This window comes from Streptomyces sp. NPDC051976, from assembly GCF_040680795.1.
Lineage (GTDB): Bacteria > Actinomycetota > Actinomycetes > Streptomycetales > Streptomycetaceae > Actinacidiphila.
In genome coordinates, this window is sequence record NZ_JBFAXL010000039.1 from 67,278 (window position 1) to 93,601 (window position 26,324).

Sequence of the window (26,324 nt, forward strand, 5' to 3'; positions counted from 1 at the left end):
ATGCAGGCAACCGCGTTCACTTTCGACGCAGAGACCAGGACCGGCAGTGTGCTGCTCGACGACGGCACCCCGCTCCCCTTCGACGCTCCCGCGTTCGACGCGGGCGAGCTGCGGCTGCTGCGCCCCGGGCAGCGGGTCCGTATCCGCACCGAGGGTGCGGGCTCCGCGCGCAGGGTGACGTTCCTGACCCTGCAGACCTTCCCGGACCCCGCCTGACGGGCAAAAAAACTGCGCCGGGCCGGGCTTCCCTCGTGGGGAGCCCGGCCCGGCGCGGTCAGGGGTGACCCTGGGGGCTACTTCCTGGCGGTGCGCTTGGCGGCCGTCTTGCGGGCCGTGGCCTTCTTGGCCGGGGCCTTCTTGGCGGTGACCTTCTTGGCCGGGGCCTTCTTGGCCGCCGCCTTCTTGGCGGTGGTCTTCTTCGCCGCCGCCTTCTTGGCGGTGGTCTTCTTGGCCGCGGTGGTCTTCTTGGCGACCGTCTTCTTGGCCGCCGTGGCCTTCTTCGCGACCGTCTTCTTGGCCGCGGTGGCCTTCTTGGCGGCCGCCTTCTTGGTGCTGGTCCGGGTCGTGGTGGAAGCGCCGCCGCTCAGGCTGCCCTTGGGGGCCTTCTTGACCGCGACGTCGTTCTTCGGGAGCTTCTTGGTGCCGCTGACCAGGTCCTTGAAGCCCTGGCCCGCACGGAACCGCGGCACCGAGGTCTTCTTCACCCGGACCCGCTCCCCGGTCTGGGGGTTGCGAGCGTAACGGGCCGGACGCTCGACCTTCTCGAACGAACCGAATCCGGTGACCGACACACGGTCGCCGGAGACGACCGCGCGGACGATCGCGTCGAGAACCGCGTCAACCGCGTCCGCGGCGGCCTGGCGGCCGCCTACCTTGTCGGCAATCGCTTCTACGAGCTGCGCCTTGTTCACGTCTTCCCCTTCGGAAACTTGCCCGGCGAATGAGTGCGGGCCTTTTCGCACGCTAGGCGGATATATACCGCAAATCAAATACGAAACGGGCGAATCACCCTTGTGCCGCAACGAACTCGGTGCTCAACGCGTTCAGCGATCGGGGATTCCGAGCTCGTCCAACTCAGCCGTTAACACGTCCAGACGCCGTGCCGCGTCGGCGAGATCGTGCTTCGCCACCGCGGTCACCGCCAGCAGCCGCCGACTCAACTCCCGTCGTGTCCCATCAGGGACTTCGGGATTCGCGACCCGCATGTGCGCCTGCTTCAGACGCGCGGCGAGAACCCCGTAGAGCTGGAGTTGGCCGTCGCGTTCCATGCGTCGATTGTGCCATCTGCGGCGAGTTGTCGGGAGTGACAGGGCCAACCGGGTGTTCCGGACCCGGTTCCGGACGCCGCTGGCCCCCCTCGGTGAGCCCTCCATCGGCCCCCCCCGGACATGCCGAAGCGCCCCCTGCGAACAGAGCAGGGGGCGCTTCGAGGTCGTGAACCGGGATCTCGCCGGTTCGCGGGGTCAGACCTGCACGGTGCTCGGCTTGTACGACGGCCGCCGGGCCTCGAACGCGGAGATGTCCGCCTCGTTGGCCAGCGTCAGGCTGATGTCGTCCAGCCCTTCCAGCAGCCGCCAGCGGGCGTTGTCGTCGAGCGTGAACGGCGCGGTGACACCCTCGGCGCGGACCTCGCGGGCCACCAGGTCGACGGTGATCTCGGCCTGCGGGTCCGCCTCGGTCAGCTGCCAGAGCCGCTCCACGGTCTCCTGCGGCAGCACCACCGTGAGCAGGCCGTTCTTCAGTGAATTGCCACGGAAGATGTCGGCGAACCGGGACGAGATCACGGTCTTGAAGCCGTAGTTCTGCAGCGCCCACACCGCGTGCTCGCGGGACGAGCCGGTGCCGAAGTCGGGGCCGGCCACCAGCACGGTGGCGCCCTGCCGCTCGGGGGCGTTGAGGACGAAGGTCTCGTCCTTGCGCCACGCCTCGAACAGACCGTCCTCGAAACCGTTGCGGGTGACCTTCTTCAGCCAGTGGGCCGGGATGATCTGGTCGGTGTCCACGTTGCCGCGGCGCAGCGGTACGGCCCGGCCGGTGTGTGTGGTGAAGGCTTCCATGGGGCTCAGACCTCCGCGGGGGTACGGGCGTTTGTGTCGTCGGACAGGTCGGCGGGCGAGGCGAGATGGCCCAGCACCGCGGTGGCGGCGGCGACCTGGGGTGACACCAGGTGCGTACGGCCGCCCTTGCCCTGCCGTCCCTCGAAGTTGCGGTTGGAGGTGGACGCGGAGCGCTCGCCCGGGGCCAGTTGGTCGGGGTTCATACCCAGGCACATCGAGCAACCCGCGTGCCGCCATTCGGCGCCCGCGGCGGTGAACACCTTGTCCAGGCCCTCCTCGACGGCCTGCAGCGCGACCCGTACCGAGCCCGGTACGACCAGCATGCGGACGCCGTCGGCCACCTTGCGGCCCTCGACGACCGAGGCGGCGGCCCGCAGGTCCTCGATCCGGCCGTTGGTGCAGGAGCCGACGAAGACGGTGTCGACGGAGACCTCGCGCAGCGGCTGCCCGGCGGACAGGCCCATGTACTCCAGCGCCTTCTCTGCGGAGAGCCGGTCGCCCGGGTCGGCGAAGGACGCCGGGTCCGGCACGGACGCGCTCAGCGGTGCGCCCTGGCCGGGGTTGGTGCCCCAGGTGACGAACGGCGCCAGCGTGGAGGCGTCGATCCGCACCTCGTGGTCGAAGACCGCGTCGTCGTCGGTGCGCAGCGTCTCCCAGTAGGCGACGGCGGCGTCCCAGTCCTCGCCCTTCGGGGCGTGCGCGCGCCCTTCCAGGTAGTCGAAGGTGGTCTTGTCGGGGGCGATCATGCCGGCCCGCGCGCCCGCCTCGATCGACATGTTGCAGACGGTCATCCGGGATTCCATCGACAGCTTCTCGATGGCCGAGCCGCGGTACTCGATGACATAGCCCTGGCCGCCGCCGGTGCCGATCTCGGTGATCACGGCGAGGATCAGGTCCTTGGCGGTGACGCCGTCGGGCAGTTCGCCGTCGACGGTGATCGCCATGGTCCTGAAGGGCGCCAGCGGCAGCGTCTGGGTGGCCAGTACGTGCTCCACCTGCGAGGTGCCGATGCCGAACGCCAGCGCGCCGAAAGCGCCGTGCGTGGAGGTGTGCGAGTCACCGCAGACCACGGTGGTGCCGGGCTGGGTCAGTCCCAGCTGCGGTCCCACCACGTGGACAACGCCCTGCTCGACGTCGCCCAGCGGGTGCAGCCGGACGCCGAACTCCGCGCAGTTCTTGCGCAGCGTCTCCAGCTGGGTGCGCGAGACGGGGTCGGCGATCGGCTTGTCGATGTCGAGGGTGGGGGTGTTGTGGTCCTCGGTGGCGATGGTGAGGTCGGTACGGCGCACCGGTCGGCCGTTCATCCGCAGCCCGTCGAACGCCTGGGGGCTGGTCACCTCGTGCAGCAGGTGAAGATCGATGAAGAGCAGATCGGGCTCGCCCTCGGCGCGGCGGACGACATGGTCGTCCCAGACTTTCTCCGCGAGTGTCCTACCCATCGCTGTCCCTCCGGCCCGCGCCCTTGCGGGCTTGTTGGTGTGAGTCCTGCGCTTGTCTCCCCAGCCTGACGCGTTCTCCGGAAAATTGAACTTGCGTTTCACAGTGTGAGACGCGAATATCGTTGCATGGACAACTCTAGCGGCGTCGGCGTTCTCGACAAGGCTGCTCTGGTGCTCAGCGCACTGGAGTCAGGACCGGCCACCCTGGCCGGCCTTGTCGGCGCCACGGGTCTCGCCCGCCCCACCGCGCACCGGCTGGCGGTCGCGCTCGAACACCATCGCATGGTGGCCCGCGACATGCAGGGCCGCTTCATCCTGGGCCCCCGGCTGTCCGAGCTGGCCGCCGCCGCCGGTGAGGACCGGCTGCTGGCGACCGCGGGCCCGGTGCTGACCCATCTGCGGGACGTCACGGGCGAGAGCGCGCAGCTCTACCGCCGGCAGGGCGACATGCGGATCTGCGTGGCGGCGGCGGAACGCCTGTCCGGACTGCGGGACACCGTGCCGGTGGGCTCCACGCTGCCGATGAAGGCGGGCTCGGCCGCGCAGGTCCTGATGGCCTGGGAGGAGCCCGAGCGGCTGCACCGCGGCCTTCAGGGGGCGCGCTTCACCGCCACCGCCCTGTCCGGGGTCAGGCGCCGCGGCTGGTCGCAGTCCATCGGCGAGCGGGAGCCGGGCGTCGCCTCGGTCTCCGCCCCCGTCCGCGGCCCCTCCAACCGCGTGGTGGCCGCCGTCTCGGTCTCCGGCCCCATCGAGCGGCTGACCCGCCACCCGGGCCGGATGCACGCCCAGGCCGTCATCGACGCCGCGGCCCGGCTGACCGAGGCGCTGCGCCGCACCGGCTGACGGCGACCGGGCTCCGCCGGATGCCGTCTGCCGGTGCCGTCAGACCGTGTCGGCCGCCGGGGCGCGGTAGGCGAGCCGGTCCGCCGCGGTCCTGCCGCGGGCGGCCAGCGGGACCACTCCGTGGGCGGCCGCGAGGCCGAACGGCGGCATGGACAGATAGACCGCCTCGTAGGAACCGGCCGGGACGGCGTAGGTCTCGTGCCAGATGCCGACCTGCGAACCGCCCTTGCGCGCACGGCGGTTGAAGGCGGCCCAGGCGGGCCGGTGCAGGCTGTCCTGGTCCGCGGCATAGGCGAACAGCTTCTGCGTGGACTCCCAGTACTGCACGACGTAGTAGGTGCGCGGCGAGGCGGTGAGCAGCACATGGCTGAGCAGTCCGCTGTCCTTGTCGGCGGACAGCTCGCGCAGCATCCGCGGCATCGCGAGGAACACCGGCAGCCAGCGGCGCACCGCCCACATGCGGTTGATCCGCATGCCGATGAGAAAGACGACGACCTCGCCCCGCGCGTCAGCGGTGGTGGGCTCTGCGGGCAGTACGGACGTCATGACGGCTCCCCCGGGGCTGCGACGACATGGGACTGGCGGCGATTGGATAGCGACACTATCCATGATTGGATAGTCGCACTCTCCAAGGGGAAGGCGCAAGGGTATGCGGCTGGCGGAGCTCAGCGAGGCGAGCGGGGTGTCCACCGCCACCATCAAGTACTACCTGCGGGAGCGGCTGCTTCCCCAGGGCCGCCGGATCAGCGCCACCCAGGCCGACTACGACGAGTCGCACCTGCGCCGGCTGCGGCTGGTACGGGCGCTGATCCAGGTCGGCCGGGTCCCGGTGGCCACCGCCCGCGAGGTGCTCTCCGCGGTCGACGACGACTCGCTGGGCCGCACGATCCGGCTGGGCGCCGCCCTGTGGTCGCTGCCGCACGGCGAGGACCCGGACGACAACGACCCCGAAGTCGCCGTCGCACGGCGGGAGGTGGACCTCCTGCTGGACCGCCTCGGCTGGAGCGACGCCTGCGAGATCGGCGACCTCTCCCCCAACTACCGTGCCCTGGTGGCCGTCATGGTCCGGCTCAAGCACCTCGGCTACCCCTGCGACGCGGACTATCTGCAGCCGTACGCCGAGCAGTTGGGGCGGCTGGCCGTCCTCGACCTCGACAACCTGGAGACGCTTCCCACAGCGGTGGAGCAGGTCGAGGCGGCGGTGGCGGACGCGGTGCTCTTCGAGCCGGTGCTGCTGTGCCTGCGGCGGCTGGCCCAGGAGCAGGAGTCCGCCCGCCGGTTCGGGCTGTAGCCGCGGACCGGGTCCGTACAGCGAGAAGGTCCCCCACCGGAGTGAGGGACCTCGCCGTACCGAAGTTCTGTGTACCCCCGACCGGATTCGAACCGGCGCTACCGCCTTGAGAGGGCGGCGTGCTAGGCCGCTACACAACGGGGGCCCTAGCGATCCTGCATCATGATCAGCGGGAGCGACCCAGGTGATCACGCGGGAAGGATCTGTACCCCCGACCGGATTCGAACCGGCGCTACCGCCTTGAGAGGGCGGCGTGCTAGGCCGCTACACAACGGGGGCTTGCACTGCGATGAGCGAAATGCGCTGGGGTACCAGGACTCGAACCTAGAACAACTGAACCAGAATCAGCCGTGTTGCCAATTACACCATACCCCACCAAAACGCAACCCCTGACGGGGTTTGTGTTCGGGTCACGCTGTCCGGCCGGGCCATTCGGCCCTCTCGGGCGGCGCAAGAAGAACATTACCCGATCCGGGACAGCGCTCCAAAACGGGTATCGCCGCGCAGCAGGTCAGGGAGGTGCGCCAGCCCCGTGATCCGCACCAGCTCGGGGCGTCCGCCCACGTCGTCGCGGTCCAGCCAGATGCCGAGCAGGCCCGCCTCGGCGGCACCGCGGGCGTCGATGTCCGGCTGGTCACCGACGTAGGCGACCTCGGCCGGGGCCAGCCGCAGCGCCTCGCAGGCGGCCCGGAAGGCCAGCGGATCGGGCTTGTGGACGCCCAGTTCCGCAGCGCACAGCACGGTCTCGAAGCGGTCGCGCACGCCGAGCGCCGTCAGCTTGCGCTCCTGGTGGCTCAGCGCGGAGTTGGACAGCACCGCGTGCCGGTAGTCGGCGGCCAGCCAGTCCAGGACGGGGACCGCGTCCGGGAAGAGCGCCCAGGCGGCCTCGAAGTGGACGACGTGGCGGTCGAACCAGGCGTCCGCCTCCGCGTCGCTCAGGGCGCCGCCCAGCAGGTCCCGCACCCGGTCCCTGCGCTGCCCCTGGAAGTCGGTCTCCCCGGCGGCGAACCTCGCCCAGTGCAGGGTGGTCAGCTCCTGCCAGCGCAGCAGGGCCTGCTCGACGGAGGCGAATCCGTCGGGCAGGCCCTCGTGCTCCAGGTGGCGGCGCATCGCCGCCCGGTCGGTGCCGGTGTAGTCGAAGAGCGTGTCGTCGATGTCCCACAGGACCGCGCGGATCGCCATACCGCCGATCGTAGGGACGGCGGGCGTCAGCCGCGGGCGACGACCTTGTTGGTCAGGGTGCCGATGCCCTCGATCGTGACGGCGACCTCGTCGCCGGGGACCATCGGGCCGACGCCGGCCGGGGTGCCGGTGAGCAGCACGTCGCCGGGGAGCAGCGTCATCGCCTCGGTGATGTTGACGATCAGGTCCTCGATGGAGTGGGTCATCTGGGCGGTGCGGCCGGCCTGGCGCAGCTCGCCGTTGACCGTCGCGGTGATGGCGAGGTCGGAGGCCGTCTCCAGGTCGATGCCGGTCTCGATCCAGGGGCCCAGCGGGCAGGAGGAGTCGAAGCCCTTGGCCCGGGCCCACTGCTTCTCGGCCCGCTGGGTGTCGCGGGCCGTCACGTCGTTGGCGCAGGTGTAGCCGAGGATGACGTCCTTGACCCGCTCGCGCGGCACCTCGCGGCACATCCGGCCGATGACGACGGCCAGTTCGGCCTCGTGGTGCACCTCCTGGGAGAACGAGGGGTACACGATCGGGTCGCCGGGGCCGATGACGGAGGTCGACGGCTTGAAGAACGCCCAGGGGGCGCTGGGGACCTCGTTGCCCAGTTCGGCGGCGTGTGCGGCGTAGTTCCGCCCGATGGCGACGACCTTGTTGGGCAGGACCGGCGGCAGCAGCCGCACCTTGTCCAGCGGCACCTTCGTACCGGAGAGCTCGAAGTCCGCGAACGGGATGCCCTTGATGATGTCCAGGACGAGGCCGTCGGGTACGGCCGCGTCGCCCTCGACCGCGCCGAAGGCGACGTTGCCGTCAATGGAGAACCTGGCGATGCGCATACGTGCAGCCTATCCGCGGTGCGTCACGCGAAGGCCCGGTCAGGGCCCCGCCGCCGCGGCGCCCCGGCTCAGGCGGTGGGCAGCTCGTTGAGTACGGTGCGCCGGGGGTTGGCGGTCTGCTGCGGCAGCGCCTGCTCGCCGGCCGCCGTGTCCACCGCGGGCACCTCGACCGCCAGGGCCTCCAGTTCCGCCGCGTCCTTCAGGTGGGCCAGGGTGGTGCGACGGGGGTTGGCGATCGGGCGGAACATCATGGTGGTCTTCATCGGCCGTGTGGACCTCGGGGACTCGGGGCGCCCCAGAGGGCGCTGGTTGACAGAAAGCCGCTTGGTGTAAAGGGCAAGGCTAGTGCCGCCCTTTCCCGCAACAACGTGGTCCAGACATCCATCTTGCTGTGATTTTGCTCACCAAGTGAGTCCCATAGCGGTCATTACGGACACCCGGCCGTCGCACCGGAATCGGGCATTGGCCACGTACACCCACAGACCGCCCGCGATCAGCGCGACTGGGGCGACGGAGAGCGGAGCGGAACGGGTGACCGCCAGGTCCGAAATCTCCCGCTTTCACCAAATCACCACTCAACGCTCCGTGCCCACCGTTCAGCGTTGAGTGACCAATTCCAACAGGTCGGCAACGGGCCTTGTTGGGAGATCCAGCACTGTGCTGGAATTCCCCGGACCGCCGCATCACATCGAGCCGGCGCGCAGGGGGCGCGAACGGGCACCGAGCGGCGGTGAAGGGCGACAACGGCCTCCTCTGCAATCCGGGGGTGGTCTGAGCCCCCATGACTCGACACCGTCCTGTCCGCTTTATTGCGGGGGACGCCTGGTCCAGAGGTTGCGACGCTAGTGCAGGGACGTTTCAAGAGGGACAGCGGCGCTGCGGGCGACCCGAAGCAGCAGCCCGGCGGGACCGGCAACGGCCCGACACCGCAGCAGGCGGGCGACTCGGCGAGCGCCACGCCGGGCACGACTGCGGCCACCGGACGGACGAGCACGCCGAGCGGTATCGACGCGGGCCGGATCACCGGCCTCGCGGGCAAGCCCGGCCCACGAATAGCCATGCGCAACTGGCGCATCAGCACCAGACTTGTGTCCCTCCTCGCTCTGCCGGTGGTCACCGCCTCCGCCCTGGGCGGTCTGCGGATCAGCAGCTCGCTGGACAACATCCACCAGCTCGAGCGCATGAAGTCGCTGACCGACATCACCGAGCACGCGACCGACCTCGCCGACGCGCTGCAGGAGGAGCGGGACAGCTCCGCCGGTCCGCTGACCTCCGGCAACCTCAAGAGCGACGCGGTCATCGCGGCCCGGCAGGCCACCGACCGCGAGTACAAGCTCTACCGCGAGTCGAGCGACAACATCTCCTCGAACGACTCGCTGTTCAGCGGCGTCCGTTCCAGCCTGATCGCGATCGACACCGCGCTCACCGGCCTGTCCCAGCTGCGGGACCAGGCGTACACCTCGCAGGCGTCGATCGCCACGACCGTCTCCCAGTACGACGCGCTGGTGCAGTCGCTGCTGTCGCTCTCCCAGGACATGGCGCAGGCCACCAACAACCCGGAGATGATCCAGAGCACCCGCGCGCTGGCCGCGTTCTCCTCCGCCAAGGAGTACGAGTCGATCCAGCGCGCGGTGATCAGCGCCGCGCTCGCCAGCCCGGACCGCAAGCTCGACTCGAACGACTACCAGTCGGTCCGGTGGGGCGCGAACAACGAGAACATCCAGATCCAGCGCTTCCAGACGATCTACGGCGACGGAAGCGCCACGCTGATGGCCCCGCTCAGCGGCGGCAACGACACGATCAGCGCGCACGACACCATGCGCGACCGGATCGCGGCGGCCGAGGACGGCATCACCAAGTTCGCCAACGTCTCGTACCTCGACTGGGACGACGCGGCCAAGACCAAGATCCAGGCGATGAGCCAGATCGAGCGGTCGCTGCTCAACGAGATGCAGCAGAAGTCGCTGAAGCTGCAGAGCGAGGCCAAGCAGGAAGCGCTGATCTCCGGCGCGATCATCCTGCTCGTCCTCGGTGTCGCCGTGGTCGGCGCCTTCGTCGTCGCCCGCTCGATGATCCGCTCGCTGCGCAGGCTGCAGCAGACCGCGCAGGACGTCGCCCAGAAGCGGCTGCCCGAGCTGGTCAAGCAGCTCTCCGAGACCGACCCGCAGGACGTGGACACCTCGGTCGAGTCGATCGGCATCAACAGCCGCGACGAGATCGGCCAGGTGGCCCGCGCGTTCGACGAGGTCCACAGCGAGGCCGTACGGCTCGCCGCCGAGCAGGCGCTGCTGCGAGGGAACGTCAACGCGATGTTCACCAACCTCTCGCGCCGCAGCCAGGGCCTCATCCAGCGCCAGCTCTCGCTCATCTCCGAGCTGGAGTCGCGCGAGGCGGACCCGGACCAGCTCTCCTCGCTCTTCAAGCTCGACCACCTCGCGACCCGCATGCGCCGCAACGGTGAGAACCTGCTGGTTCTCGCCGGTGAGGAGCCGGGCCGCCGGTGGACCCGCCCCGTCCCGCTGGTCGACGTGCTCCGCGCCGCCGCGTCCGAGGTGGAGCAGTACGAGCGGATCGAACTGACCTCCGTGCCGTCGGCCGAGGTCACCGGCCGTATCGTCAACGACCTCGTCCACCTGCTCGCCGAGCTGCTGGAGAACGCCACCTCGTTCTCCTCGCCGCAGACCAAGGTGCGTGTCACCGGTCACTCCCTGCCCGACGGCCGGGTGCTGATCGAGATCCACGACACCGGTATCGGCCTGTCCCCCGAGGACCTGGCCGACATCAACGACCGGCTGGCGAACCCGCCGACGGTGGACGTCTCCGTCTCCCGCCGCATGGGCCTGTTCGTGGTCGGCCGGCTGTCCCTGCGGCACGGCATCCGCATCCAGCTCCGCCCGTCCGACTCGGGCGGCACCACGGCGCTCGTCATGCTGCCGGTGGACGTCACCCAGGGCGGTGCGGGCGCTCCCGGCGCCAAGAACGCCAAGGGCGGGCGCCCGGCGGGCGCTCCCCCGGCCCCCACGGGCTCGGGTATCGCCGGTGCCTTCGGCAACGGCCCGCAGATGCCCAAGCCGCCGCAGCGCACCCCGGTGGCGGGCGGTGCCCCGCGCGCCGCGCTGAACGCGGGCGGCGGCCGTCCCGGCGGCGGCGCCCCGCAGCAGCCGGGCGGCACCCCGCGCTGGGCCCAGGACTCCGGTCCCGGCAACGGGCAGGGCTTCCCCGACGACCGCGGCGCGCACGACACCCCGCGCGGCCACGAGGACGTCGAGGCGGCCTCGCCGTTCGACGCGCCCTCGCAGGGCCAGCGGCCCGGTGGCGGCGACCCGTTCGGCGGGCGGCCGCAGGGCGGCCAGCAGGGCCAGTTCCCGCCGCCGCAGCCGCAGAGCACCGGCCCCGCCGGGTTCCGCTCCGACGTGTTCGGCGGCCGTCCCGGCCCGACGCCGCGCCAGGGTCAGGGCCCCGGCCAGGGCCAGGGTCAGGGCGTCCCCGGCGGCACGGGCCAGTTCCCGGCCCAGCAGCCGCCGCGGCCGGGCGGCCCCGGTGACACCAGCCAGTTCCCCGCCATCCGGGACGACGACTTCGCCCCGCAGAGCGGCAGCACGGGCCAGTTCCCCGTCCAGGGCGGCCAGGGCCTCCCGCAGCGCGGCGGCCCGGGCCAGCAGGGCCCGCAGAACCCCGGCCAGAACCAGAACCAGGGCTTCGGCCAGGGGGGCAACCGCACCCCGCAGGAGACCTACGGCACCGGCCAGTTCGCGATGCCCGGCCAGGGCGGTCCCGGCGACACCGGGCAGTTCCCGGTCCAGCGGCAGCCGCAGGGCGGCCCCGGTGACACCAGCCAGTTCCCCGCCGTGCGCGACGACGACTTCGCCCCGCAGAGCGGCAGCACGGGCCAGTTCCCCGTCCAGGGCGGCCAGGGCCTCCCGCAGCGCGGCGGTCCCCGCCAGCAGGGCCCGCAGAACCCCGGCCAGAACCAGGGCCAGAACCAGCAGAACCCGCAGGACCCGTACGGTACGGGCCAGCACCCGCTGCCCGCCCGCGGTGACAGCACGAGCACCGGCCAGTACGCGCTCCCGCAGCAGCCGCAGCAGGGCGTCCCCGGCGGTCCGGCCGACACCGGGTCCTTCCCGGTGCCGCAGCCGCCCCAGGGCGACCCGCGGCCGCCGCAGCACCGCACAGAACAGCCGCTCCCCATGGCGACCGAGCCGATGGCGCTGCCGCCGGCCCCGACCCGTGGTGACGAGCCGACGCCGATCTTCGCCGCGATCGAGTCGGACTGGTTCCGTACCGGCCAGGCCGAGCGGATGCAGCAGATCCACGTCGAGCAGAGCGGACGCGGCCAGCAGGCTCCGCCGCCGCGTCCGGTCGGCCGTACCGCCCCGCCGTCGGCGCCGCCGCGGATCCGCCCCGAACGGCCCGCGCCGAACAGCGCGCAGCGGCCGGGCGGCGGCGCTCCGCAGCAGCCCGTGCCCGCGTCGGCTCCCTCCCCGTACCCGTCGTCGGCCCCCGGGTCCGCCGCGCCCGCCGCTCCGGTGGCGCAGCCGCTGCCCCGGGAGACGCCGAACTGGCGGTCCTCGCCCAATGACGCGCTGCGCCAGCGGGCCGAGCAGGTACGGGAACCCTCGGCCGGTGGGGTCACCCCCTCGGGTCTGCCCCGCCGGGTGCCGAGGGCCAACCTCGTCGCCGGCGGTGCGGCACCGCAGCAAGCGCCGCAGGGCGGTCCGCAGATCTCGCGGGCTCCCGACGACGTACGCGGACGTCTGACCAACCTCCGCCGTGGTATCCAGCAGGGCCGCGAGGCCGGGGGCAACACCGACGGCCGTGGTTTCGGTACGAATCAGGAGCGTTAGTTGAGTGCGATGAGCCAGGCGGCACAGAACCTGAACTGGTTGATCACCAACTTCGTGGACAACACCCCCGGGGTGTCCCACACGGTGGTGGTCTCCGCCGACGGCCTGCTGCTCGCGATGTCCGACGGATTCCCCCGTGACCGCGCCGACCAGCTCGCCGCCGTCGCCTCCGGCCTGACCTCGCTCACGGCCGGGGCCTCCCGCATCTTCGAAGGCGGCGCGGTCAACCAGACCGTGGTGGAGATGGAGCGCGGCTTCCTCTTCATCATGTCCGTCTCCGAGGGTTCCTCCATCGCCGTACTGGCGCACCCCGAGTGCGACATCGGCCTCGTCGGCTACGAAATGGCCCTGCTCGTCGACCGGGCGGGCGCCGTGCTCACCCCGGATCTCCGCGCCGAGCTCCAGGGCAGCCTCATGCACTGAGAGAGTCCCCCAGCTCCCTCCCAGACGTTGTTGTTCCGTACTTCCCGCACCGCGACAGCATTGCCCGGACACGGAGGACCTCATGACCCCGCCACCCGCTTCGCCGGGCCCGTACGGCGCGTCCCACCACGCGCCGTACGGGGTGGAAGGCGACCAGCCGCTGGTTCGGCCGTACGCCATGACCGGTGGCCGCACCAGGCCGCGCTACCAGCTCGCCATAGAGGCCCTGGTCAGCACGACCGCCGACCCGGGTCAGTACGCGGGACTGCTGCCGGAACACCAGCGGATCTGCCATCTGACGCGTGAGATCAAGTCGGTGGCCGAGATCTCCGCACTGCTCGCCATCCCGCTCGGCGTCGCCAGGATTCTCGTGGCCGACCTCGCCGAGGCCGGTATGGTCGCCATCCACCAGCCGGGCAGCGGCGAGGCAGGCGGCCAGCCGGATGTGACACTGCTTGAGAGGGTGCTCAGTGGACTTCGGAAGCTCTAGGTCGCAGCCGCAGCCGGCGTACGGCGCGCAGTCGGTGCGGTCGACGACCTCCGCCAAGATCGTGGTCGCCGGCGGCTTCGGCGTCGGCAAGACCACGTTCGTCGGTGCCGTGTCGGAGATCAATCCGCTGCGTACCGAGGCCGTGATGACGTCGGCGTCGGCCGGGATCGACGATCTGAGCCACGTCCAGGACAAGACCACCACCACGGTGGCCATGGACTTCGGCCGTATCACCCTCGACGACGACCTGATCCTCTATCTGTTCGGCACCCCGGGGCAGGACCGCTTCTGGTTCATGTGGGACGACCTGGTCCGCGGCGCGATCGGCGCCGTGGTGCTGGTCGACACCCGCCGGCTGGCGGACTGCTTCCCGGCGGTCGACTACTTCGAGAACAGCGGCCTGCCGTTCGTCATCGCCCTCAACGGCTTCGACGGGCACCAGCCGTACCGTCCCGAGGAGGTGCGCGAGGCCCTGCAGATCGGGCCGGAGGCACCGATCATCACCACCGACGCCCGCCACCGCGGTGAGGCGAAGAGCGCGTTGATCACGCTCGTCGAGCACGCACTGCTGGCACGGCTCAAGTAGCAGTTGCCAGCGGCAAGTTACACAAGAGCAGGTCACGGGGACCGGCTGTGTCGTTCGACACGGCCGGTCCCCGTGTTCATAACATTTCGAGAGACTTTCAGCAGGCCACCGAACACTGCTCGCGCTCAGCCGGTGCCACAGCGCGTATATCCGGCCCGGATCCTGTCCCACTTCGCGACTTATGTCCCTTTTGAGCAGCGCGTGCCGTGCGTCAGTTCCCCTATGTCGGACGTTTGGCTAGCACCCCCATGACGTGCTGAAATTCGCAGAACCCGAGAGTAGGAACGGCCTTAGTTGCGCCGTCGCCGAGAGGTTGTTGGTCCAGTGAGGAACACGAGGCGAGCAGAGGCGGGCTCCCAACAGGGCCCGCGGGGGAATTTCACGCCCCCCCAGCGTCCCGAGGGCACTCCTGCCGTCGCCGCTCCCGAACTGCCCGATGAGCCGGGCGGCCGCTTCAGCATGCGCAACTGGCGGGTGGCGACCCGTCTGAACGTCATCCTCCTCATCCCCGTGATCGTCGCCCTGGTCTTCGGTGGCTTCCGGGTGAAGAGCTCGGTGGACACCTGGCAGCAGGCCGACGACGCCGTACGGACCGCCAATCTGGTCAGGGCGGCGGAGACGTACAGCACCGCACTGATCAACGAGCGCGACGTCACCGCGGTTCCGCTGCTGGCCGGCCGATCCGACGACCCGTCGGTCGGCGCCGCCCGCGGCGCCACCGACGAGGCCAAGCAGGCCTTCGACCTCGCCGCGGCCAAGATGCCGCCGCTGGACGGTCTCAAGCGCCGCATGGCCAACTTCCGCGCCGTCGAGCCGCAGCTCTCCTCGCTCCGGAAGGCCGCCTACACCCGGCAGCTCCCCGGTGTGCAGACCGAGGAGTGGTACGTCAAGATCCAGCACCCGCTGATGGAGCTGGCCAACGAGCTGGGCTACGGCACCAGCAACATCACCGCCTACGGCCGCACCCTCTACGCGGTCTCGCTGGCCAAGGCCGCCGAGTCGCTGACCCGGTCCATCGGCACCCACATCCTGGTCGAGAAGCCGGTCTCGGCGAACGAGCTGGCGCTGCAGAAGACGGCGCTGGGCTCGTACGAGTACCTCCAGGGCATCTCCGTCGAGGAGTACAACGGCGGCGGTACCCCCGCCGACGTGACCCGGCTGAAGCAGGCCCAGAGCGCGGCCGCCGCCAAGGGCGCGGCGCAGCTCAAGGCGGCCAAGCAGCAGGCGCAGGACGCCGGGGTGGCGTTCGTGGCGCCGCCGGACCTGCAGAAGATGGTCACGGAGATCTCCACGCCGGGGAAGACGACCGAGCAGCTGCGCGCCGAGGGCATCACCAAGGAGTCGTACTTCGCGGCCTCCACGCTCTCCTTCGACGCCTACCGCACGGTCGAGCAGCACCTCGCCGACCAGGCCGCCAGCGACGCCTCGACGATCGCGTCCAACGCCAAGCGGGACGCGATCATCAACTCCGCGATCGTGGTCGTGGCGCTGATCCTGGCCTTCATCGTGGCGGGCATGGTGGCCCGCGCGATGAGCCGCAGCATGCGGCGGCTGCGCGGGGCGGCGTTCGAGATCGCCGAGACCCGGCTGCCCAGCCTGGTCGACCAGCTCTCCAGGACCGACCCGGGCCGGGTGGACACCACCGTGGTGCCGATCCCGATCACCAGCCGCGACGAGATCGGCGAGGTCGCCCGCGCCTTCGACCAGGTGCACCGCGAGGCGGTCCGGCTCGCCGCCGAGCAGGCGCTGCTGCGGGGCAACGTCAACGCGATCTTCACCAACCTCTCGCTGCGCAACCAGGGCCTCATCCAGCGCCAGCTCACGCTGATCACCGAGCTGGAGAACAACGAGGCCGACCCCGACCAGCTCGACAACCTCTTCAAGATGGACCACCTCGCGACCCGTATGCGCCGCAACGGCGAGAACCTGCTGGTGCTCGCGGGCGAGGAGCCCGGCCGCCAGTGGAACCAGCCGATCCCGCTGATCGACGTGCTGCGCGCGGCCGCCTCCGAGGTGGAGGCGTACGACCGCATCGAGCTGGTCGGCATCCCCGAGACCGACATCCACGGCAGCGCCGTGACCGACCTCGTGCACCTGCTCGCGGAGCTGCTGGAGAACGCCACCACGTTCTCCTCGCCGCAGACCAAGGTGCGGGTCACCGCGACCCGGCTGCCGGACGGCCGGGTGATGGTGGAGATCCACGACCGGGGTATCGGCCTGACCGCCGAGGACTTCGCCGACATCAACCACAAGCTGGCCGACCCGCCGACCGTCGACGTCGAGATCGCCAAGCGGATGGGCCTGTTCGTGGTCGGCCGGCTGTCCGACCGGCACGGCATCCGCGTGCAGCTGCGTCCCTCGGGCGAGCAGGCGGGCACCACGTCGCTGGTCATGCTGCCCGAGCCGATCACCCACGGTGGTGGCGGCGAGGACATGCCGCTGGAGGACGAGGACCGCGACTTCACGGTCTCCCGGATCGTCCCCGAGCACCAGTCGCCGGCCGTCGGCCACCAGCCGACCGCCGCGGAGCTCGGCTTCGACGACTCCCGCTACGACAACCCGCCCGCGCCGCTCGACCCGCTCGGCCGCTCGCTGCTGCGGGAGGGCCGCCGCGCCCAGCTCGAGGCGGCCGGCGCCAACGCCGACCGCGACGAGCGGCAGCCTCAGCCTCAGCCTCAGCCTCAGCCGCAGCAGGGCTACCAGGAGCCGGCGTACGGGCAGGACGGCTACCAGCAGGAAGCCGCCTCGTTCGACCAGAGCTTCGACCCGGGCTACCAGCAGCAGGCGTACGAGCAGGGCTTCCAGCCCGGCTACGAGCAGCAGGGGTACGAGCAGCCGCATCCCGGGTACGAGCAGAACGGTTTCTCCGCCCCGGCGGCAGCGGCCGACACCTCGTACCAGCAGCCGTACGACCCCGGCTACGGGCAGGGCTACGACAACGGCGCGCAGCCCGGGTTCGACGGGTTCCGCCCGGACCGGAACGGATGGCCGGTATCCGAACCCCAGGTGGCGGGCGACGTAACGGATTCCGTTCCGTTGCTCCCCTCCCAGCCGTCGGAGAGCGTAGTCTCGCCTTCGCTGACGGACGCCGGCCTGCCGCGCCGCGGACGGCAGCAGTCCCAACCACCGCAGGAACAACCTGCTCAGGAGAGTCAAGAACCTCAGCAGGAACCGCAGCCGGACTCGACCGAGTGGCGTTCCACGAACGACGAGAACTGGCAGCGGGCCGAGCAGGTCCGCGAGCCCAAGGCAGGCGGGGTCACCCCCTCAGGTCTGCCCCGACGGGTGCCCAAGGCCAACCTGGTCCCGGGTACCGCTACGCAGACCCCGCAGGGCGGCCCACAGGTCTCCCGCGCACCCGAGGACGTCCGGGGCAGGTTGAGTAATCTGCGACGTGGCGTCCAGCAAGGGCGCACTGCTGGAACTGATACGAACGGACAGGCCACCGAAGGTCGATTCGGCGGCCCCCAGAACCAGGAGCGCTAGTTGAGTCCGATGAGCCAGGCGGCACAGAACCTGAACTGGTTGATCACCAACTTCGTGGACAACACCCCCGGGGTGTCCCACACGGTGGTGGTCTCCGCCGACGGCCTGCTGCTCGCGATGTCCGACGGATTCCCCCGTGACCGCGCCGACCAGCTCGCCGCCGTCGCCTCCGGCCTGACCTCGCTCACCGCCGGAGCCTCCCGCATCTTCGAAGGCGGCGCGGTCAACCAGACCGTGGTGGAGATGGAGCGCGGCTTCCTCTTCATCATGTCCGTCTCCGACGGCTCCTCCCTCGCCGTACTCGCGCACCCCGAGTGCGACATCGGCCTCGTCGGCTACGAAATGGCCCTCCTCGTCGACCGGGCGGGCACCGTACTCACCCCCGACCTGCGGGCCGAACTGCAGGGCAGCCTGCTCAACTAGCGTCAACCAGCGAACAGGGCGGCAGCTCGTCCGGGTGCCACCGCGGTACCCGGACGAGACAGCGCAGCCGACCAGGAGGAGGACTCGTGAGCACGTCCCCCGGCGGAGATCCGTACGGCAGCCGGCCGCAGCCGCCCCTGAACCCCTACAACTTCCCCTCGGCGCCCACACCGGCGCCCGAGCCGCAGTTCCGGCAGCCGCGGATCCAGGCGTACGAGCCACCGCAGGCGCCGCGCGGCGGCAACCGCAAGCCGCCGACGCCGTCCGGTCTGGTGCGCCCGTACGCCATGACCGGCGGCCGCACCAGGCCGCGCTACCAGCTCGCCATCGAGGCGCTGGTCAGTACGACCGCCGATCCCGAGCGGCTGCGGGGGCAGTTGCCGGAACACCAGCGGATCTGCCTGCTCTGCCGGGAGATCAAGTCGGTGGCGGAGATCTCCGCGCTGCTGACCATTCCGCTGGGCGTCGTCCGGATTCTCGTGGCCGACCTCGCCGAAGCGGGCCTGGTCGCGATTCACCAGCCCGGTGGCGACGAGTCGTCGGGCGGACAGCCAGCCGTGACATTGCTTGAAAGGGTGCTCAGTGGACTTCGGAAGCTCTAGGACCGGCGAGGCCGGTCCTAGCGGCGCGACCCGCTCGACCACGTCTGCGAAGATCGTGGTGGCCGGCGGGTTCGGCGTGGGCAAGACCACCTTCGTCGGTGCCGTCTCGGAGATCAATCCGTTGCGGACGGAGGCGGTGATGACCTCCGCTTCGGCCGGGATCGACGACCTCACCCACGCGCCGGACAAGACCACGACCACCGTGGCGATGGACTTCGGCCGTATCACGCTGGACGAGGACCTGATCCTCTACCTGTTCGGCACCCCGGGCCAGGACCGCTTCTGGTTCATGTGGGACGACCTGGTCCGCGGTGCGATCGGCGCGATCGTGCTGGTCGACACCCGGCGGCTGGCGGACTGCTTCCCGGCCGTGGACTACTTCGAGAACAGCGGCCTGCCGTTCGTCATCGCCCTCAACGGCTTCGACGGAAACCAGCCGTACGGCCCCGAGGAGGTGCGCGAGGCCCTGCAGATCGGGCCCGAGGCACCGATCATCACCACCGACGCCCGCCACCGTGCCGAGGCGAAGAGCGCGCTGATCACCCTCGTCGAGCACGCCCTGATGGCCCGGCTGCGGTAGGCACGTCCCCGCACCCGTCCGGTACACACCAAGGGCCCCGCACCGGGAGGTGCGGGGCCCTAGTGCTGCTGGGCGGTGCGGGGCGGTGCTGAGCGGTCAGCCCTGCCAGGAGTGCGGGGCGCGGAAGCCGGGAGTGCGCTCCAGACGGCGCCAGCCGGCCGTGGAGCGGGCCGGGCGGTCCTCGTCGGCCGATCCGTCACCCGCGGCCGCGCGGGCCAGCAGGATCGCCGTGAGGGCCGCGAGCTCCTCGGGGTCGGCGTGACCCTTCTCGACTCGCACGAGGGAAACGGTGGGAGTGCTCAAGGTGGTCTCCATCCGGGAGGTCGCCACTACTGCGGCGGGTTGCCGTGCTTGCGCGACGGCAGGTCGGCGTGCTTGGTACGGAGCATGGCCAGCGAGCTGATGAGGACCGCCCGCGTCTCGGCCGGGTCGATGACGTCGTCGACGAGGCCGCGCTCGGCCGCGTAGTACGGGTGCATCAGCTCGGCCTTGTACTCCTTGACCATGCGGGTGCGCATCGCCTCGGGATCGTCGGCGTCGGCGATCTGGCGGCGGAAGATGACGTTGGCGGCGCCGTCGGCGCCCATCACCGCGATCTCGTTGGTGGGCCAGGCGTAGGTCAGGTCGGCGCCGATGGACTGCGAGTCCATGACGATGTACGCGCCGCCGTAGGCCTTGCGCAGGATCAGCGAGATCCGCGGCACGGTGGCGTTGCAGTACGCGTACAGCAGCTTGGCGCCGTGCCGGATGATGCCGCCGTGCTCCTGGGAGACACCGGGCAGGAAGCCCGGCACGTCCAGCAGCGTGACCAGCGGGATGTTGAAGGCGTCGCACATCTGGACGAAGCGGGCGGCCTTCTCGGACGCCTCGATGTCCAGCACGCCGGCCAGCGAGTTCGGCTGGTTGGCGATGATGCCGACGACCTGGCCGTCGAGCCGGGACAGCGCGCAGATGATGTTGGTCGCCCAGCGCTCGTGGATCTCCAGGAACTCGCCCTCGTCGACGATCTCCTCGATCACCTTGCGCATGTCGTAGCCGCGGTTGCCGTCGGCGGGCACCAGGTCGAGCAGCACGTCGCCGCGCCGGTCGGCCGGGTCCTGGCACTCCACGGCGGGCGGGTTCTCCCGGTTGTTCTGCGGGAGCAGCGCCAGCAGGTAGCGGACCTCCTCCAGGCAGGTCTGCTCGTCGTCGTACGCGAAGTGCGAGACGCCGGAGATCTCCGAGTGGACGTCGGCGCCGCCGAGGCCGTTCTGGGTGATGGTCTCGCCGGTCACGGCCTGGACGACGTCCGGTCCCGTGATGAACATCTGCGAGGTCTCACGGACCATGAACACGAAGTCGGTGAGCGCCGGGCTGTAGGCCGCGCCGCCCGCGCACGGGCCGAGCATCACCGAGATCTGCGGGATCACCCCGGAGGCCCTGGTGTTGCGCTGGAAGATGCCGCCGTATCCGGCCAGCGCCGAGACGCCCTCCTGGATACGGGCGCCCGCGCCGTCGTTGAGCGAGATCAGCGGGGCACCGGCCGAGATGGCCATGTCCATGATCTTGTGGATCTTGGTGGCGTGGGCCTCGCCCAGCGCGCCGCCGAAGATCCGGAAGTCGTGGGCGTACACGAAGACGGTACGGCCGTGGACGGTGCCCCAGCCGGTGATCACGCCATCGGTGTACGGGCGCTTGGCCTCCAGGCCGAAGCCGACCGCACGGTGCCGCCGCAGCGGCTCGACCTCGCGAAAGCTGTCCTCGTCGAGGAGCAGGTCGATGCGCTCGCGGGCGGTGAGCTTCCCCTTGGCCTTCTGGGCCTCGGTCGCCCGCTCGCTGGGTCCGCGGCGTACTTCCTCGCGGATGGCGAGCAGCTCTGCCACGCGACCGCGGGCGTCGTTGACGTCCGCGGGCACCTCTTGCGATGTGGTCATGCATCGACACTACGAGCGACTGCCTCGGAACGGGCCATCGACTTCGTACAGTGTCCGCGCGGACTTCATGGTGGATCCCAACAGAGACGCCGGAGTGCGTGGCCGCGTCCGCTGGTCACGGGGCCACGCACTCCGTACGGTCCGAACTGAGGTCATTCGTGGCCGATGCGGCCATTCGGGTCAGCGGCCGGCGACCGCCGCGGCCAGCGCGAGCACCCGGCGGGCCTCGTCCACATGCAGGTTCTCGATCATCCTGCCGTCCACCGTGACCACCCCGCGCCCCTGTGACGTGGCCTCTTCGAAGGCGTCGATGATCCGGCGGGACCTTTCGACCTCCGCCTCGGCGGGCGCGAAGATCCGGTTGCAGGGCTCGAGCTGCTTGGGGTGGATGAGCGTCTTGCCGTCGAATCCGAGCTGCCGCCCTTGGAGGGTCTCCGCCTCGAAGCCGGTCAGATCCTGCACGTCGTTGTAGACACCGTCCAAGATGACCTTGCCGCAGGCGCGGGCGGCCAGCAGGGCGAGGGACAGTCCGGTGAGCAGCGGCGCCCGGCCGGGGACGTGCTCGGCGTGCAGTTCCTTGGCCAGGTCGTTGGTGCCCATGACCAGGACGGTGAGCCGCTCGGACGCGGCGGCGATGGCCCGGGCGTCGAACATCGCGGCCGGTGTCTCGACCATCGCCCAGATCGCGGTGCGGTCCGGCGCGCCGGCCGCCTCCAGCGCGGCCTCCACCTGCCGTACGGTCTCGGGCGAGTCCACCTTGGGCACCACGACGGCGTCGGGCCCGGCCTCGGCGGCGGCCCGCAGGTCGTCGGCGTGCCAGGGGGTGCCGGGCGCGTTGACCCGGATCGTCACCTCGCGGTAGCCGTACTCGCCGCTCGCCGCGGCGGCGGCGACCCGCTTGCGGGCGTCGGCCTTGGCGTCCGGCGCGACGGAGTCCTCCAGGTCGAGGATGAGCGCGTCGGTGGGGAGGGTCTTGGCCTTCTCCAGGGCGCGCTCGTTGGCGCCGGGCATGTAGAGCACGGAGCGGCGGGGCCGCAGGCTGCCGTCGGTCATCACACGTCCTCCCGCTTGCGCGCGGCCGCGTAGGTCTCGGCCAGCTCCGGGTCGCGGGCGGCCAGTGCCTCGGCCAGCTCCGCGACGACCAGGCACTGCTTGTACGTGGCGTCGTCCTGCATCTTGCCGTCGATCATCACCGCGCCGGTGCCGTCGCCCATGGCGTCGATCACCTGGTGCGCCCAGGCCACGTCCTGCGGCGAGGGCGAGAACACCCGCTTGGCGATGGCGATCTGCACCGGGTGCAGCGACCAGGCGCCGACGCAGCCGAGCAGGAAGGCGTTGCGGAACTGGTCCTCGCACGCGACGACGTCCTTGATGTCGCCGAACGGCCCGTAGTACGGCAGGATTCCGTGCGCCGCGCAGGCGTCGACCATGCGGGCGATCGTGTAGTGCCACAGGTCCTGCTGGAAGGTGGCGCGCGGCGCGTCGTCCGCCTTGGGGTCCTCGCGCACCAGGTAGCCGGGGTGGCCGCCGCCGACCCTGGTGGTCTTCATCCGGCGGCTGGCGGCGAGGTCGGCGGGGCCGAGCGACAGGCCCTGCATCCGCGGGCTGGCCCCGGCGATCTCCTCCACGTTGGCCACGCCGGTGGCCGTCTCCAGGATCGCGTGCACCAGGATCGGCCTGCGGACGCCCGCCTTCGCCTCCAGCTGGGCGAGCAGCCGGTCCACATAGTGGATGTCCTCGGCGCCCTCGACCTTGGGCACCATGATGACGTCGAGCTTGTCGCCGATCTCGGTGACCAGGGTCAGCAGGTCGTCCAGCGCCCACGGCGAGTCCAGGCTGTTGACCCGGGTCCACAGCTGGGTGTCGCCGAAGTCCGTGGCCTTCGCGATGGAGACCAGCCCCGCACGAGCCGCCTCCTTGCGGTCGGCCTGGACGGCGTCCTCCAGATTACCCAGCAGGACGTCCACCTGCGGCGCGAGGGACGGCACCTTGGCCGCCATCTTCTCGTTGCCGGGGTCGAAGAAGTGGATCATCCGCGAGGGCCGGAACGGTACTTCCCTGACGGGGGCCGGTGCCCCCACAGCCAGCGGACGGAAGAAGTCCTTCGCCGAGCGCATGCGTTCTCCCGGTTGTCGGTCGAGGGTGGGGAGGGTACGGCGATCACCCTATGACCGCGGGGCAGTCGCTCTACCGGTCGGTACCTGTGCCGTTGGTCACCGAGCCGTCCCACCACATGGACATGTCCGGCTCCTTCTCCATGTTGCGCGAACCGTCGTTGGTGTCGACGACGGTGAAGCCGTGGCGGCCGTAGAACGCCCGTGCGTCGGTGTTGCGCTGGAAGACGAAGAGGGTGAGGCCGGAGGGGCTGTGCCGCCTGGCGCGCTCCAGCAACTGGGTGCCGATGCCCTGGCGGCGGGCCTCGGGCAGCAGGTAGAGGGCGTCCAGGACGTCGCCCTCCACCGCCGCGTAGCCGACGACGGTGCCCGCGCGCTCGGCGACCCAGACCGCGGACTCCGCGAGCACCACGTGCTCCACCCACCACTCGACCTCGGCGTCGGTGCGCTTGCGCGGCGGCAGGTACGGCATCGTCACCTCGCGGGAGACGATGTGCACCCGGGCGATGGCGGCGGCGTCGGCGGGGGTGGCCTCGCGCACGGTGGCGGCCTCGGGCGTGTCTGTGGTGTTGGTCACCGGGGCACCCTACGCACGCCCGCCCGGTGTCATCGAGCGAATTTCAGCGGCCTCCGCCCCGGGCCCGGGACGCCGGGCCCGGGGCGCGTGAGCGGGCTCGCCCCGGGCTCCCGCGCCGCTCAGCCCAGTTCCACCGTCGCGTGCTGGGTGGCGCCCGCCGTTCCCGGGGTGACGCGCAGGGTCAGCGTGGCGCCGGTGCCGCTGACGGTGATCGAGGGGTCATGCGCGGTCACCGCGGAGACCGGGCGGTTCCAGGTGAGGTCGAAGGCGGTTCCGGAGTGCGTCGGGTCGCTGACGCCGATCGTGGCGGTGCCGCCGGTGACGCGGATCAGCACGGCCGCCGGCGCACTGGAGGTGACGCCGCCGACGCTGCCCGCGTTCCAGAAGTTGACGGCCGTGACGCCGAGCGAGGGCACCGAGACGCCCTGCTGGGCCGCGGTGTTGGCCAGGATCACCAGCCAGCCGGTGGCGGCGGCGCGGGCCGCGGTGGTAGCGGTGGTCGCGCCCGGCATCACCAGGTACGCGTAGCCGCCCGCCGTGGGGTCGACGCCGTGGTCGAACCAGGTGGTGAGGTAGCGGCGGGTGATCGGGTCGGTGGTGCCGCCGGTGTTGATGTCGTGCCAGGACCCGGAGCGGGCCTCGCGCAGCGCGGTGAAGGTGGCGCCGCCGGGGAAGACATAGCCGCCGAAGCCCGCGAGCTGGGCCCAGCGCGCGCCGGTGAAGGTCGTCTTCCAGCCGAGCGTGGTGGGCTGGGCGGTGCCGTCCACGGTGAAGGCGTGGCTGCCGGTGGGACCGAGGTTGCGGTTGTCGACGACCGACTCGACGGGGACGCCGTCGGTCGCCTTGATCCCGGCGCCGAGGCAGACGACCGCGTCGTCCAGGCAGAACCACGACTTCTTGCCCAGCATCGTGGAGCCCAGGCCCTTCACGTACTGCCCGACGGCCGCGAACTCCCCGTCGGTGGCGCCGCCCGCCCACACCGTGTCGGGCCGCGAGGCGCCCCACGCGCCGCCGTACGCGTCCGCCAGCGTCTTGGTGGAGACGGTGGTGCCGGGCAGCCGGTACGGGTTGACCGTGGGCCAGAAGCAGTCGCTGTACTGGCCGTTGCCGTAGGTGTCGCCCCACCAGCTGAGCATCCCGTTGTTGGTGTGCCAGCCGCGCAGGTTCTCGCCGTTGCCGGTCTCGTAGAACGTGGTGCGCGCCGAGCACATGCTGATCGCGGCGGCCCAGCCGGGCCTGCGGTGCACCGCGCGGTCCATCGAGGCGAAGAGCCGGTGGCCGACGGGCTCCGCGGCGGCGGGCACGGCCGAGTCGGCCACCGCTTTCAGCCGGGACAGGTCGGCGATGCCCAACTGCGGGTCGGACAGCGGCGGTTCGTAGTAGTCACGGGCCATCCAGCCCTTGACCATGCCGTTCCAGCGGGTCTGCTCGGCGGTGGAGGCGCCCAGGGCGAGCACCGCGATGTTGGCCAGCAGGGTGTGGCCGCGCAGATGGTCGTCGGCCTTGATGTGCAGGGCGTCGGCGGCGGACACGCCCCGGCTCGCCGCCCGTCCGACGACCGGGTCCATGAGCAGGCCGTTGTGGATCCAGGGGGCGTACGCCTTCTCCACCATGTCCAGGAAGAGCTGCCGGTTGGGGTCGGTCACCGCCCAGTCCGAGCCGGTGAGCAGCGCGAACAGCCGCCCGAGCCCGTCGATGAGCACCTGCCCGTACGAGCCGGTGTACGGCACCCAGGTGTGCTGGATGAACGATCCGTCGGTGTAGAAGCCGTCCCCCGTGGTGACGTAGGGGAAGACCGGCGACAGGGCGTCGCGGGCCAGCGCCAGCTTGGCGGAGTTCTTGCCGACGACACCGCGCAGCGCGAGCACCCGGCACAGGTCGACGCGGTTGGCCCCGGTGCTGGTGCCGGAGTACGCCGCCACCGCGGAGTCCGGCACGAAGTGGTCGACGGCGGCCGTCCAGTCGGCGATCCGGGTGGCGGAGAGCTGGTCGTAGAGCTGGACGCAGAGGTCGAGCAGCAGCCGGGGGCTGCCGATCTGCCAGTCCCACCAGTTGTCGTACGACGTGGTGGTGGCGTTGTACGCCTGGGTGTGGAGGTGGTCGAGGCCGGTGAGGACGGTGGCGAGCAGCGCGGCGTCGGAGGTGGAGCCGGTGCCGGGCTGGGACCACGCCTGGGCCATGGTGTTCAGCCGGGCGTAGCTGTTGGTGATCCCGGCGGAGGCGGCGAGCGGGTAGTCGGGCCAGAGCGAGCCGGTGGCGGGGGCCATCGAGGCGGCGTAGGCGCGGGCGTTGGTGCCGAGCGCGGCGAGCCGGTCGGCGTAGGGGGCGGCGGCCGGGTCGAAGCCGCTGCCGAGGAGCAGGCCGCGCCAGCGGGCGCGCAGGGTGTCGTAGGCGTCGGTGGCGGCTTCGGCTTCGACTTCGGCGGAGTAAGCGGTTGCTGCGGTGGCCGGTCCGGCGAGCGGCACGGCGAGCGCGCCGGCGCCGAATGCCTGGATCAGGGCACGGCGGGACCAGGTGGGGGGCATGACGGGGAACCTCCGGGCGGATCGGGGGTGAGTCCGTTCATTAGCAAACGGTTTCTAACACGCTCGCACTCACACCAGCAATGCCCGGGGAAAAGGAAACGGGCGCGCCGGGCTCCCCGAAGAGCCCG

At 71.0% G+C, this 26,324-nt stretch carries 25 protein-coding genes and 3 tRNA genes; 11 read left to right on the forward strand and 17 right to left on the reverse strand.

What is annotated here, in order from left to right; all coding sequences use genetic code 11:
* Nucleotides 1–216, forward strand: a complete 216-nt coding sequence (locus AB0M29_RS30915) for a hypothetical protein (RefSeq protein ID WP_365388610.1) — start codon at nt 1–3, stop codon at nt 214–216.
* A gap of 77 nt (nt 217–293) precedes the next feature.
* Here the strand turns inward: AB0M29_RS30915 and AB0M29_RS30920 are convergent, their stop codons facing one another.
* The 4 genes from AB0M29_RS30920 to leuC all read right to left on the reverse strand — a co-directional run bounded on the left by AB0M29_RS30920 (nt 294) and on the right by leuC (nt 3,496).
* On the reverse strand, nt 294–911 hold the full coding sequence (locus tag AB0M29_RS30920; protein ID WP_365388612.1) for an HU family DNA-binding protein: 618 nt from the start codon (nt 909–911) through the stop codon (nt 294–296).
* A 132-nt stretch (nt 912–1,043) separates the two neighbouring features.
* A complete protein-coding gene (locus tag AB0M29_RS30925; protein WP_365388615.1) occupies nt 1,044–1,268 on the reverse strand; it encodes a hypothetical protein in 225 nt (74 codons plus the stop codon).
* A gap of 195 nt (nt 1,269–1,463) precedes the next feature.
* Nucleotides 1,464–2,057, reverse strand: coding sequence for a 3-isopropylmalate dehydratase small subunit (gene leuD, locus AB0M29_RS30930; protein WP_365388617.1), 594 nt, complete (start codon nt 2,055–2,057; stop codon nt 1,464–1,466).
* Nucleotides 2,058–2,062: 5 nt separating this feature from the next.
* Entirely contained in the window at nt 2,063–3,496 is a 1,434-nt protein-coding gene (gene leuC, locus AB0M29_RS30935) for a 3-isopropylmalate dehydratase large subunit (RefSeq protein WP_365388619.1), read from the reverse strand.
* Between the two features lie 126 nt (nt 3,497–3,622).
* Here leuC and ndgR point away from each other — a divergent pair, with 126 nt between their 5' ends.
* Nucleotides 3,623–4,339, forward strand: a complete 717-nt coding sequence (gene ndgR / locus AB0M29_RS30940) for an IclR family transcriptional regulator NdgR (RefSeq protein ID WP_365388622.1) — start codon at nt 3,623–3,625, stop codon at nt 4,337–4,339.
* Nucleotides 4,340–4,378: 39 nt separating this feature from the next.
* Here the strand turns inward: ndgR and AB0M29_RS30945 are convergent, their stop codons facing one another.
* Entirely contained in the window at nt 4,379–4,885 is a 507-nt protein-coding gene (locus AB0M29_RS30945; RefSeq protein WP_365388625.1) for a DUF4188 domain-containing protein, read from the reverse strand.
* A 103-nt stretch (nt 4,886–4,988) separates the two neighbouring features.
* On the opposite strand from AB0M29_RS30945, the gene AB0M29_RS30950 reads away from it, so the two are divergent.
* A complete protein-coding gene (locus AB0M29_RS30950; RefSeq protein ID WP_365388626.1) occupies nt 4,989–5,630 on the forward strand; it encodes a MerR family transcriptional regulator in 642 nt (213 codons plus the stop codon).
* Between the two features lie 72 nt (nt 5,631–5,702).
* Here AB0M29_RS30950 and AB0M29_RS30955 read toward each other — a convergent pair.
* The 6 genes from AB0M29_RS30955 to AB0M29_RS30980 all read right to left on the reverse strand — a co-directional run bounded on the left by AB0M29_RS30955 (nt 5,703) and on the right by AB0M29_RS30980 (nt 7,893).
* A tRNA-Glu gene (locus AB0M29_RS30955) sits at nt 5,703–5,775 on the reverse strand.
* Between the two features lie 61 nt (nt 5,776–5,836).
* Nucleotides 5,837–5,909 (reverse strand) — tRNA-Glu (locus AB0M29_RS30960).
* A 24-nt stretch (nt 5,910–5,933) separates the two neighbouring features.
* A tRNA-Gln gene (locus tag AB0M29_RS30965) sits at nt 5,934–6,005 on the reverse strand.
* An 87-nt stretch (nt 6,006–6,092) separates the two neighbouring features.
* Nucleotides 6,093–6,812, reverse strand: a complete 720-nt coding sequence (locus AB0M29_RS30970; RefSeq protein WP_365388629.1) for an HAD family hydrolase — start codon at nt 6,810–6,812, stop codon at nt 6,093–6,095.
* 26 nt (nt 6,813–6,838) lie between these two features.
* Nucleotides 6,839–7,630: a fumarylacetoacetate hydrolase family protein gene (locus AB0M29_RS30975; RefSeq protein ID WP_365388631.1), complete on the reverse strand. Its 792-nt coding sequence runs from the start codon at nt 7,628–7,630 to the stop codon at nt 6,839–6,841.
* 68 nt (nt 7,631–7,698) lie between these two features.
* Nucleotides 7,699–7,893 carry a hypothetical protein gene (locus tag AB0M29_RS30980; protein WP_365388632.1) on the reverse strand — a complete coding sequence of 65 codons (195 nt, stop codon included), beginning with the start codon at nt 7,891–7,893 and terminating at the stop codon, nt 7,699–7,701.
* 582 nt (nt 7,894–8,475) lie between these two features.
* On the opposite strand from AB0M29_RS30980, the gene AB0M29_RS30985 reads away from it, so the two are divergent.
* The 8 genes from AB0M29_RS30985 to AB0M29_RS31020 all read left to right on the forward strand — a co-directional run bounded on the left by AB0M29_RS30985 (nt 8,476) and on the right by AB0M29_RS31020 (nt 19,067).
* Nucleotides 8,476–12,477 carry a nitrate- and nitrite sensing domain-containing protein gene (locus tag AB0M29_RS30985; protein ID WP_365388635.1) on the forward strand — a complete coding sequence of 1,334 codons (4,002 nt, stop codon included), beginning with the start codon at nt 8,476–8,478 and terminating at the stop codon, nt 12,475–12,477.
* Nucleotides 12,478–12,486: 9 nt separating this feature from the next.
* The gene (locus tag AB0M29_RS30990) at nt 12,487–12,900 is read left to right on the forward strand and encodes a roadblock/LC7 domain-containing protein (protein WP_365388670.1); all 414 of its coding nucleotides are present in this window, start codon (nt 12,487–12,489) and stop codon (nt 12,898–12,900) included.
* 82 nt (nt 12,901–12,982) lie between these two features.
* Nucleotides 12,983–13,390: a DUF742 domain-containing protein gene (locus AB0M29_RS30995; RefSeq protein ID WP_093717892.1), complete on the forward strand. Its 408-nt coding sequence runs from the start codon at nt 12,983–12,985 to the stop codon at nt 13,388–13,390.
* 34 nt (nt 13,391–13,424) lie between these two features.
* Nucleotides 13,425–13,976 carry an ATP/GTP-binding protein gene (locus AB0M29_RS31000; protein ID WP_093717894.1) on the forward strand — a complete coding sequence of 184 codons (552 nt, stop codon included), beginning with the start codon at nt 13,425–13,427 and terminating at the stop codon, nt 13,974–13,976.
* Nucleotides 13,977–14,435: 459 nt separating this feature from the next.
* Entirely contained in the window at nt 14,436–17,462 is a 3,027-nt protein-coding gene (locus AB0M29_RS31005; RefSeq protein WP_365388672.1) for a nitrate- and nitrite sensing domain-containing protein, read from the forward strand.
* Between the two features lie 9 nt (nt 17,463–17,471).
* On the forward strand, nt 17,472–17,885 hold the full coding sequence (locus tag AB0M29_RS31010; protein WP_365388674.1) for a roadblock/LC7 domain-containing protein: 414 nt from the start codon (nt 17,472–17,474) through the stop codon (nt 17,883–17,885).
* 86 nt (nt 17,886–17,971) lie between these two features.
* On the forward strand, nt 17,972–18,487 hold the full coding sequence (locus tag AB0M29_RS31015; RefSeq protein WP_365388637.1) for a DUF742 domain-containing protein: 516 nt from the start codon (nt 17,972–17,974) through the stop codon (nt 18,485–18,487).
* Nucleotides 18,468–19,067: an ATP/GTP-binding protein gene (locus AB0M29_RS31020; protein WP_365388639.1), complete on the forward strand. Its 600-nt coding sequence runs from the start codon at nt 18,468–18,470 to the stop codon at nt 19,065–19,067. Before AB0M29_RS31015 ends, AB0M29_RS31020 begins: the two co-directional genes overlap by 20 nt.
* A 96-nt stretch (nt 19,068–19,163) precedes the next feature.
* Here the strand turns inward: AB0M29_RS31020 and AB0M29_RS31025 are convergent, their stop codons facing one another.
* From AB0M29_RS31025 to AB0M29_RS31050, 6 genes are all read right to left on the reverse strand, one after another.
* Nucleotides 19,164–19,382, reverse strand: coding sequence for an acyl-CoA carboxylase epsilon subunit (locus AB0M29_RS31025; protein WP_365388641.1), 219 nt, complete (start codon nt 19,380–19,382; stop codon nt 19,164–19,166).
* A 14-nt stretch (nt 19,383–19,396) separates the two neighbouring features.
* Nucleotides 19,397–20,980 (reverse strand): acyl-CoA carboxylase subunit beta, encoded by a 1,584-nt coding sequence (locus tag AB0M29_RS31030; RefSeq protein ID WP_365388643.1) that lies wholly within the window; start codon nt 20,978–20,980, stop codon nt 19,397–19,399.
* A 180-nt stretch (nt 20,981–21,160) separates the two neighbouring features.
* A complete protein-coding gene (locus AB0M29_RS31035; protein ID WP_365388646.1) occupies nt 21,161–22,033 on the reverse strand; it encodes a CoA ester lyase in 873 nt (290 codons plus the stop codon).
* Nucleotides 22,033–23,097 (reverse strand): CoA ester lyase, encoded by a 1,065-nt coding sequence (locus AB0M29_RS31040; RefSeq protein ID WP_365388648.1) that lies wholly within the window; start codon nt 23,095–23,097, stop codon nt 22,033–22,035. Before AB0M29_RS31040 ends, AB0M29_RS31035 begins: the two co-directional genes overlap by 1 nt.
* A gap of 70 nt (nt 23,098–23,167) precedes the next feature.
* Nucleotides 23,168–23,671 (reverse strand): GNAT family N-acetyltransferase, encoded by a 504-nt coding sequence (locus AB0M29_RS31045; protein WP_365388650.1) that lies wholly within the window; start codon nt 23,669–23,671, stop codon nt 23,168–23,170.
* 119 nt (nt 23,672–23,790) lie between these two features.
* Entirely contained in the window at nt 23,791–26,196 is a 2,406-nt protein-coding gene (locus tag AB0M29_RS31050) for a polysaccharide lyase 8 family protein (protein ID WP_365388652.1), read from the reverse strand.
* Between the last annotated feature and the right edge of the window lie 128 nt (nt 26,197–26,324).

Excerpts from the sequence above, each read along its gene's own strand:
- AB0M29_RS31005 (WP_365388672.1), top strand. The coding sequence starts at position 14,436 with ATGCGCAACTGGCGGGTGGCGACCCGTCTGAACGTCATCCTCCTCATC.
- ndgR (WP_365388622.1), top strand. The coding sequence starts at position 3,623 with ATGGACAACTCTAGCGGCGTCGGCGTTCTCGACAAGGCTGCTCTGGTG.
- AB0M29_RS31030 (WP_365388643.1), bottom strand. The coding sequence starts at position 20,980 with ATGACCACATCGCAAGAGGTGCCCGCGGACGTCAACGACGCCCGCGGT.
- AB0M29_RS30995 (WP_093717892.1), top strand. The coding sequence starts at position 12,983 with ATGACCCCGCCACCCGCTTCGCCGGGCCCGTACGGCGCGTCCCACCAC.
- AB0M29_RS31025 (WP_365388641.1), bottom strand. The coding sequence starts at position 19,382 with ATGGAGACCACCTTGAGCACTCCCACCGTTTCCCTCGTGCGAGTCGAG.
- AB0M29_RS30970 (WP_365388629.1), bottom strand. The coding sequence starts at position 6,812 with ATGGCGATCCGCGCGGTCCTGTGGGACATCGACGACACGCTCTTCGAC.
- AB0M29_RS30990 (WP_365388670.1), top strand. The coding sequence starts at position 12,487 with ATGAGCCAGGCGGCACAGAACCTGAACTGGTTGATCACCAACTTCGTG.
- AB0M29_RS30980 (WP_365388632.1), bottom strand. The coding sequence starts at position 7,893 with ATGAAGACCACCATGATGTTCCGCCCGATCGCCAACCCCCGTCGCACC.
- AB0M29_RS30925 (WP_365388615.1), bottom strand. The coding sequence starts at position 1,268 with ATGGAACGCGACGGCCAACTCCAGCTCTACGGGGTTCTCGCCGCGCGT.
- AB0M29_RS31010 (WP_365388674.1), top strand. The coding sequence starts at position 17,472 with ATGAGCCAGGCGGCACAGAACCTGAACTGGTTGATCACCAACTTCGTG.
- AB0M29_RS30950 (WP_365388626.1), top strand. The coding sequence starts at position 4,989 with ATGCGGCTGGCGGAGCTCAGCGAGGCGAGCGGGGTGTCCACCGCCACC.
- AB0M29_RS31050 (WP_365388652.1), bottom strand. The coding sequence starts at position 26,196 with ATGCCCCCCACCTGGTCCCGCCGTGCCCTGATCCAGGCATTCGGCGCC.
- leuC (WP_365388619.1), bottom strand. The coding sequence starts at position 3,496 with ATGGGTAGGACACTCGCGGAGAAAGTCTGGGACGACCATGTCGTCCGC.
- leuD (WP_365388617.1), bottom strand. The coding sequence starts at position 2,057 with ATGGAAGCCTTCACCACACACACCGGCCGGGCCGTACCGCTGCGCCGC.
- AB0M29_RS31040 (WP_365388648.1), bottom strand. The coding sequence starts at position 23,097 with ATGCGCTCGGCGAAGGACTTCTTCCGTCCGCTGGCTGTGGGGGCACCG.
- AB0M29_RS30945 (WP_365388625.1), bottom strand. The coding sequence starts at position 4,885 with ATGACGTCCGTACTGCCCGCAGAGCCCACCACCGCTGACGCGCGGGGC.
- AB0M29_RS30915 (WP_365388610.1), top strand. The coding sequence starts at position 1 with ATGCAGGCAACCGCGTTCACTTTCGACGCAGAGACCAGGACCGGCAGT.
- AB0M29_RS30975 (WP_365388631.1), bottom strand. The coding sequence starts at position 7,630 with ATGCGCATCGCCAGGTTCTCCATTGACGGCAACGTCGCCTTCGGCGCG.
- AB0M29_RS31035 (WP_365388646.1), bottom strand. The coding sequence starts at position 22,033 with ATGACCGACGGCAGCCTGCGGCCCCGCCGCTCCGTGCTCTACATGCCC.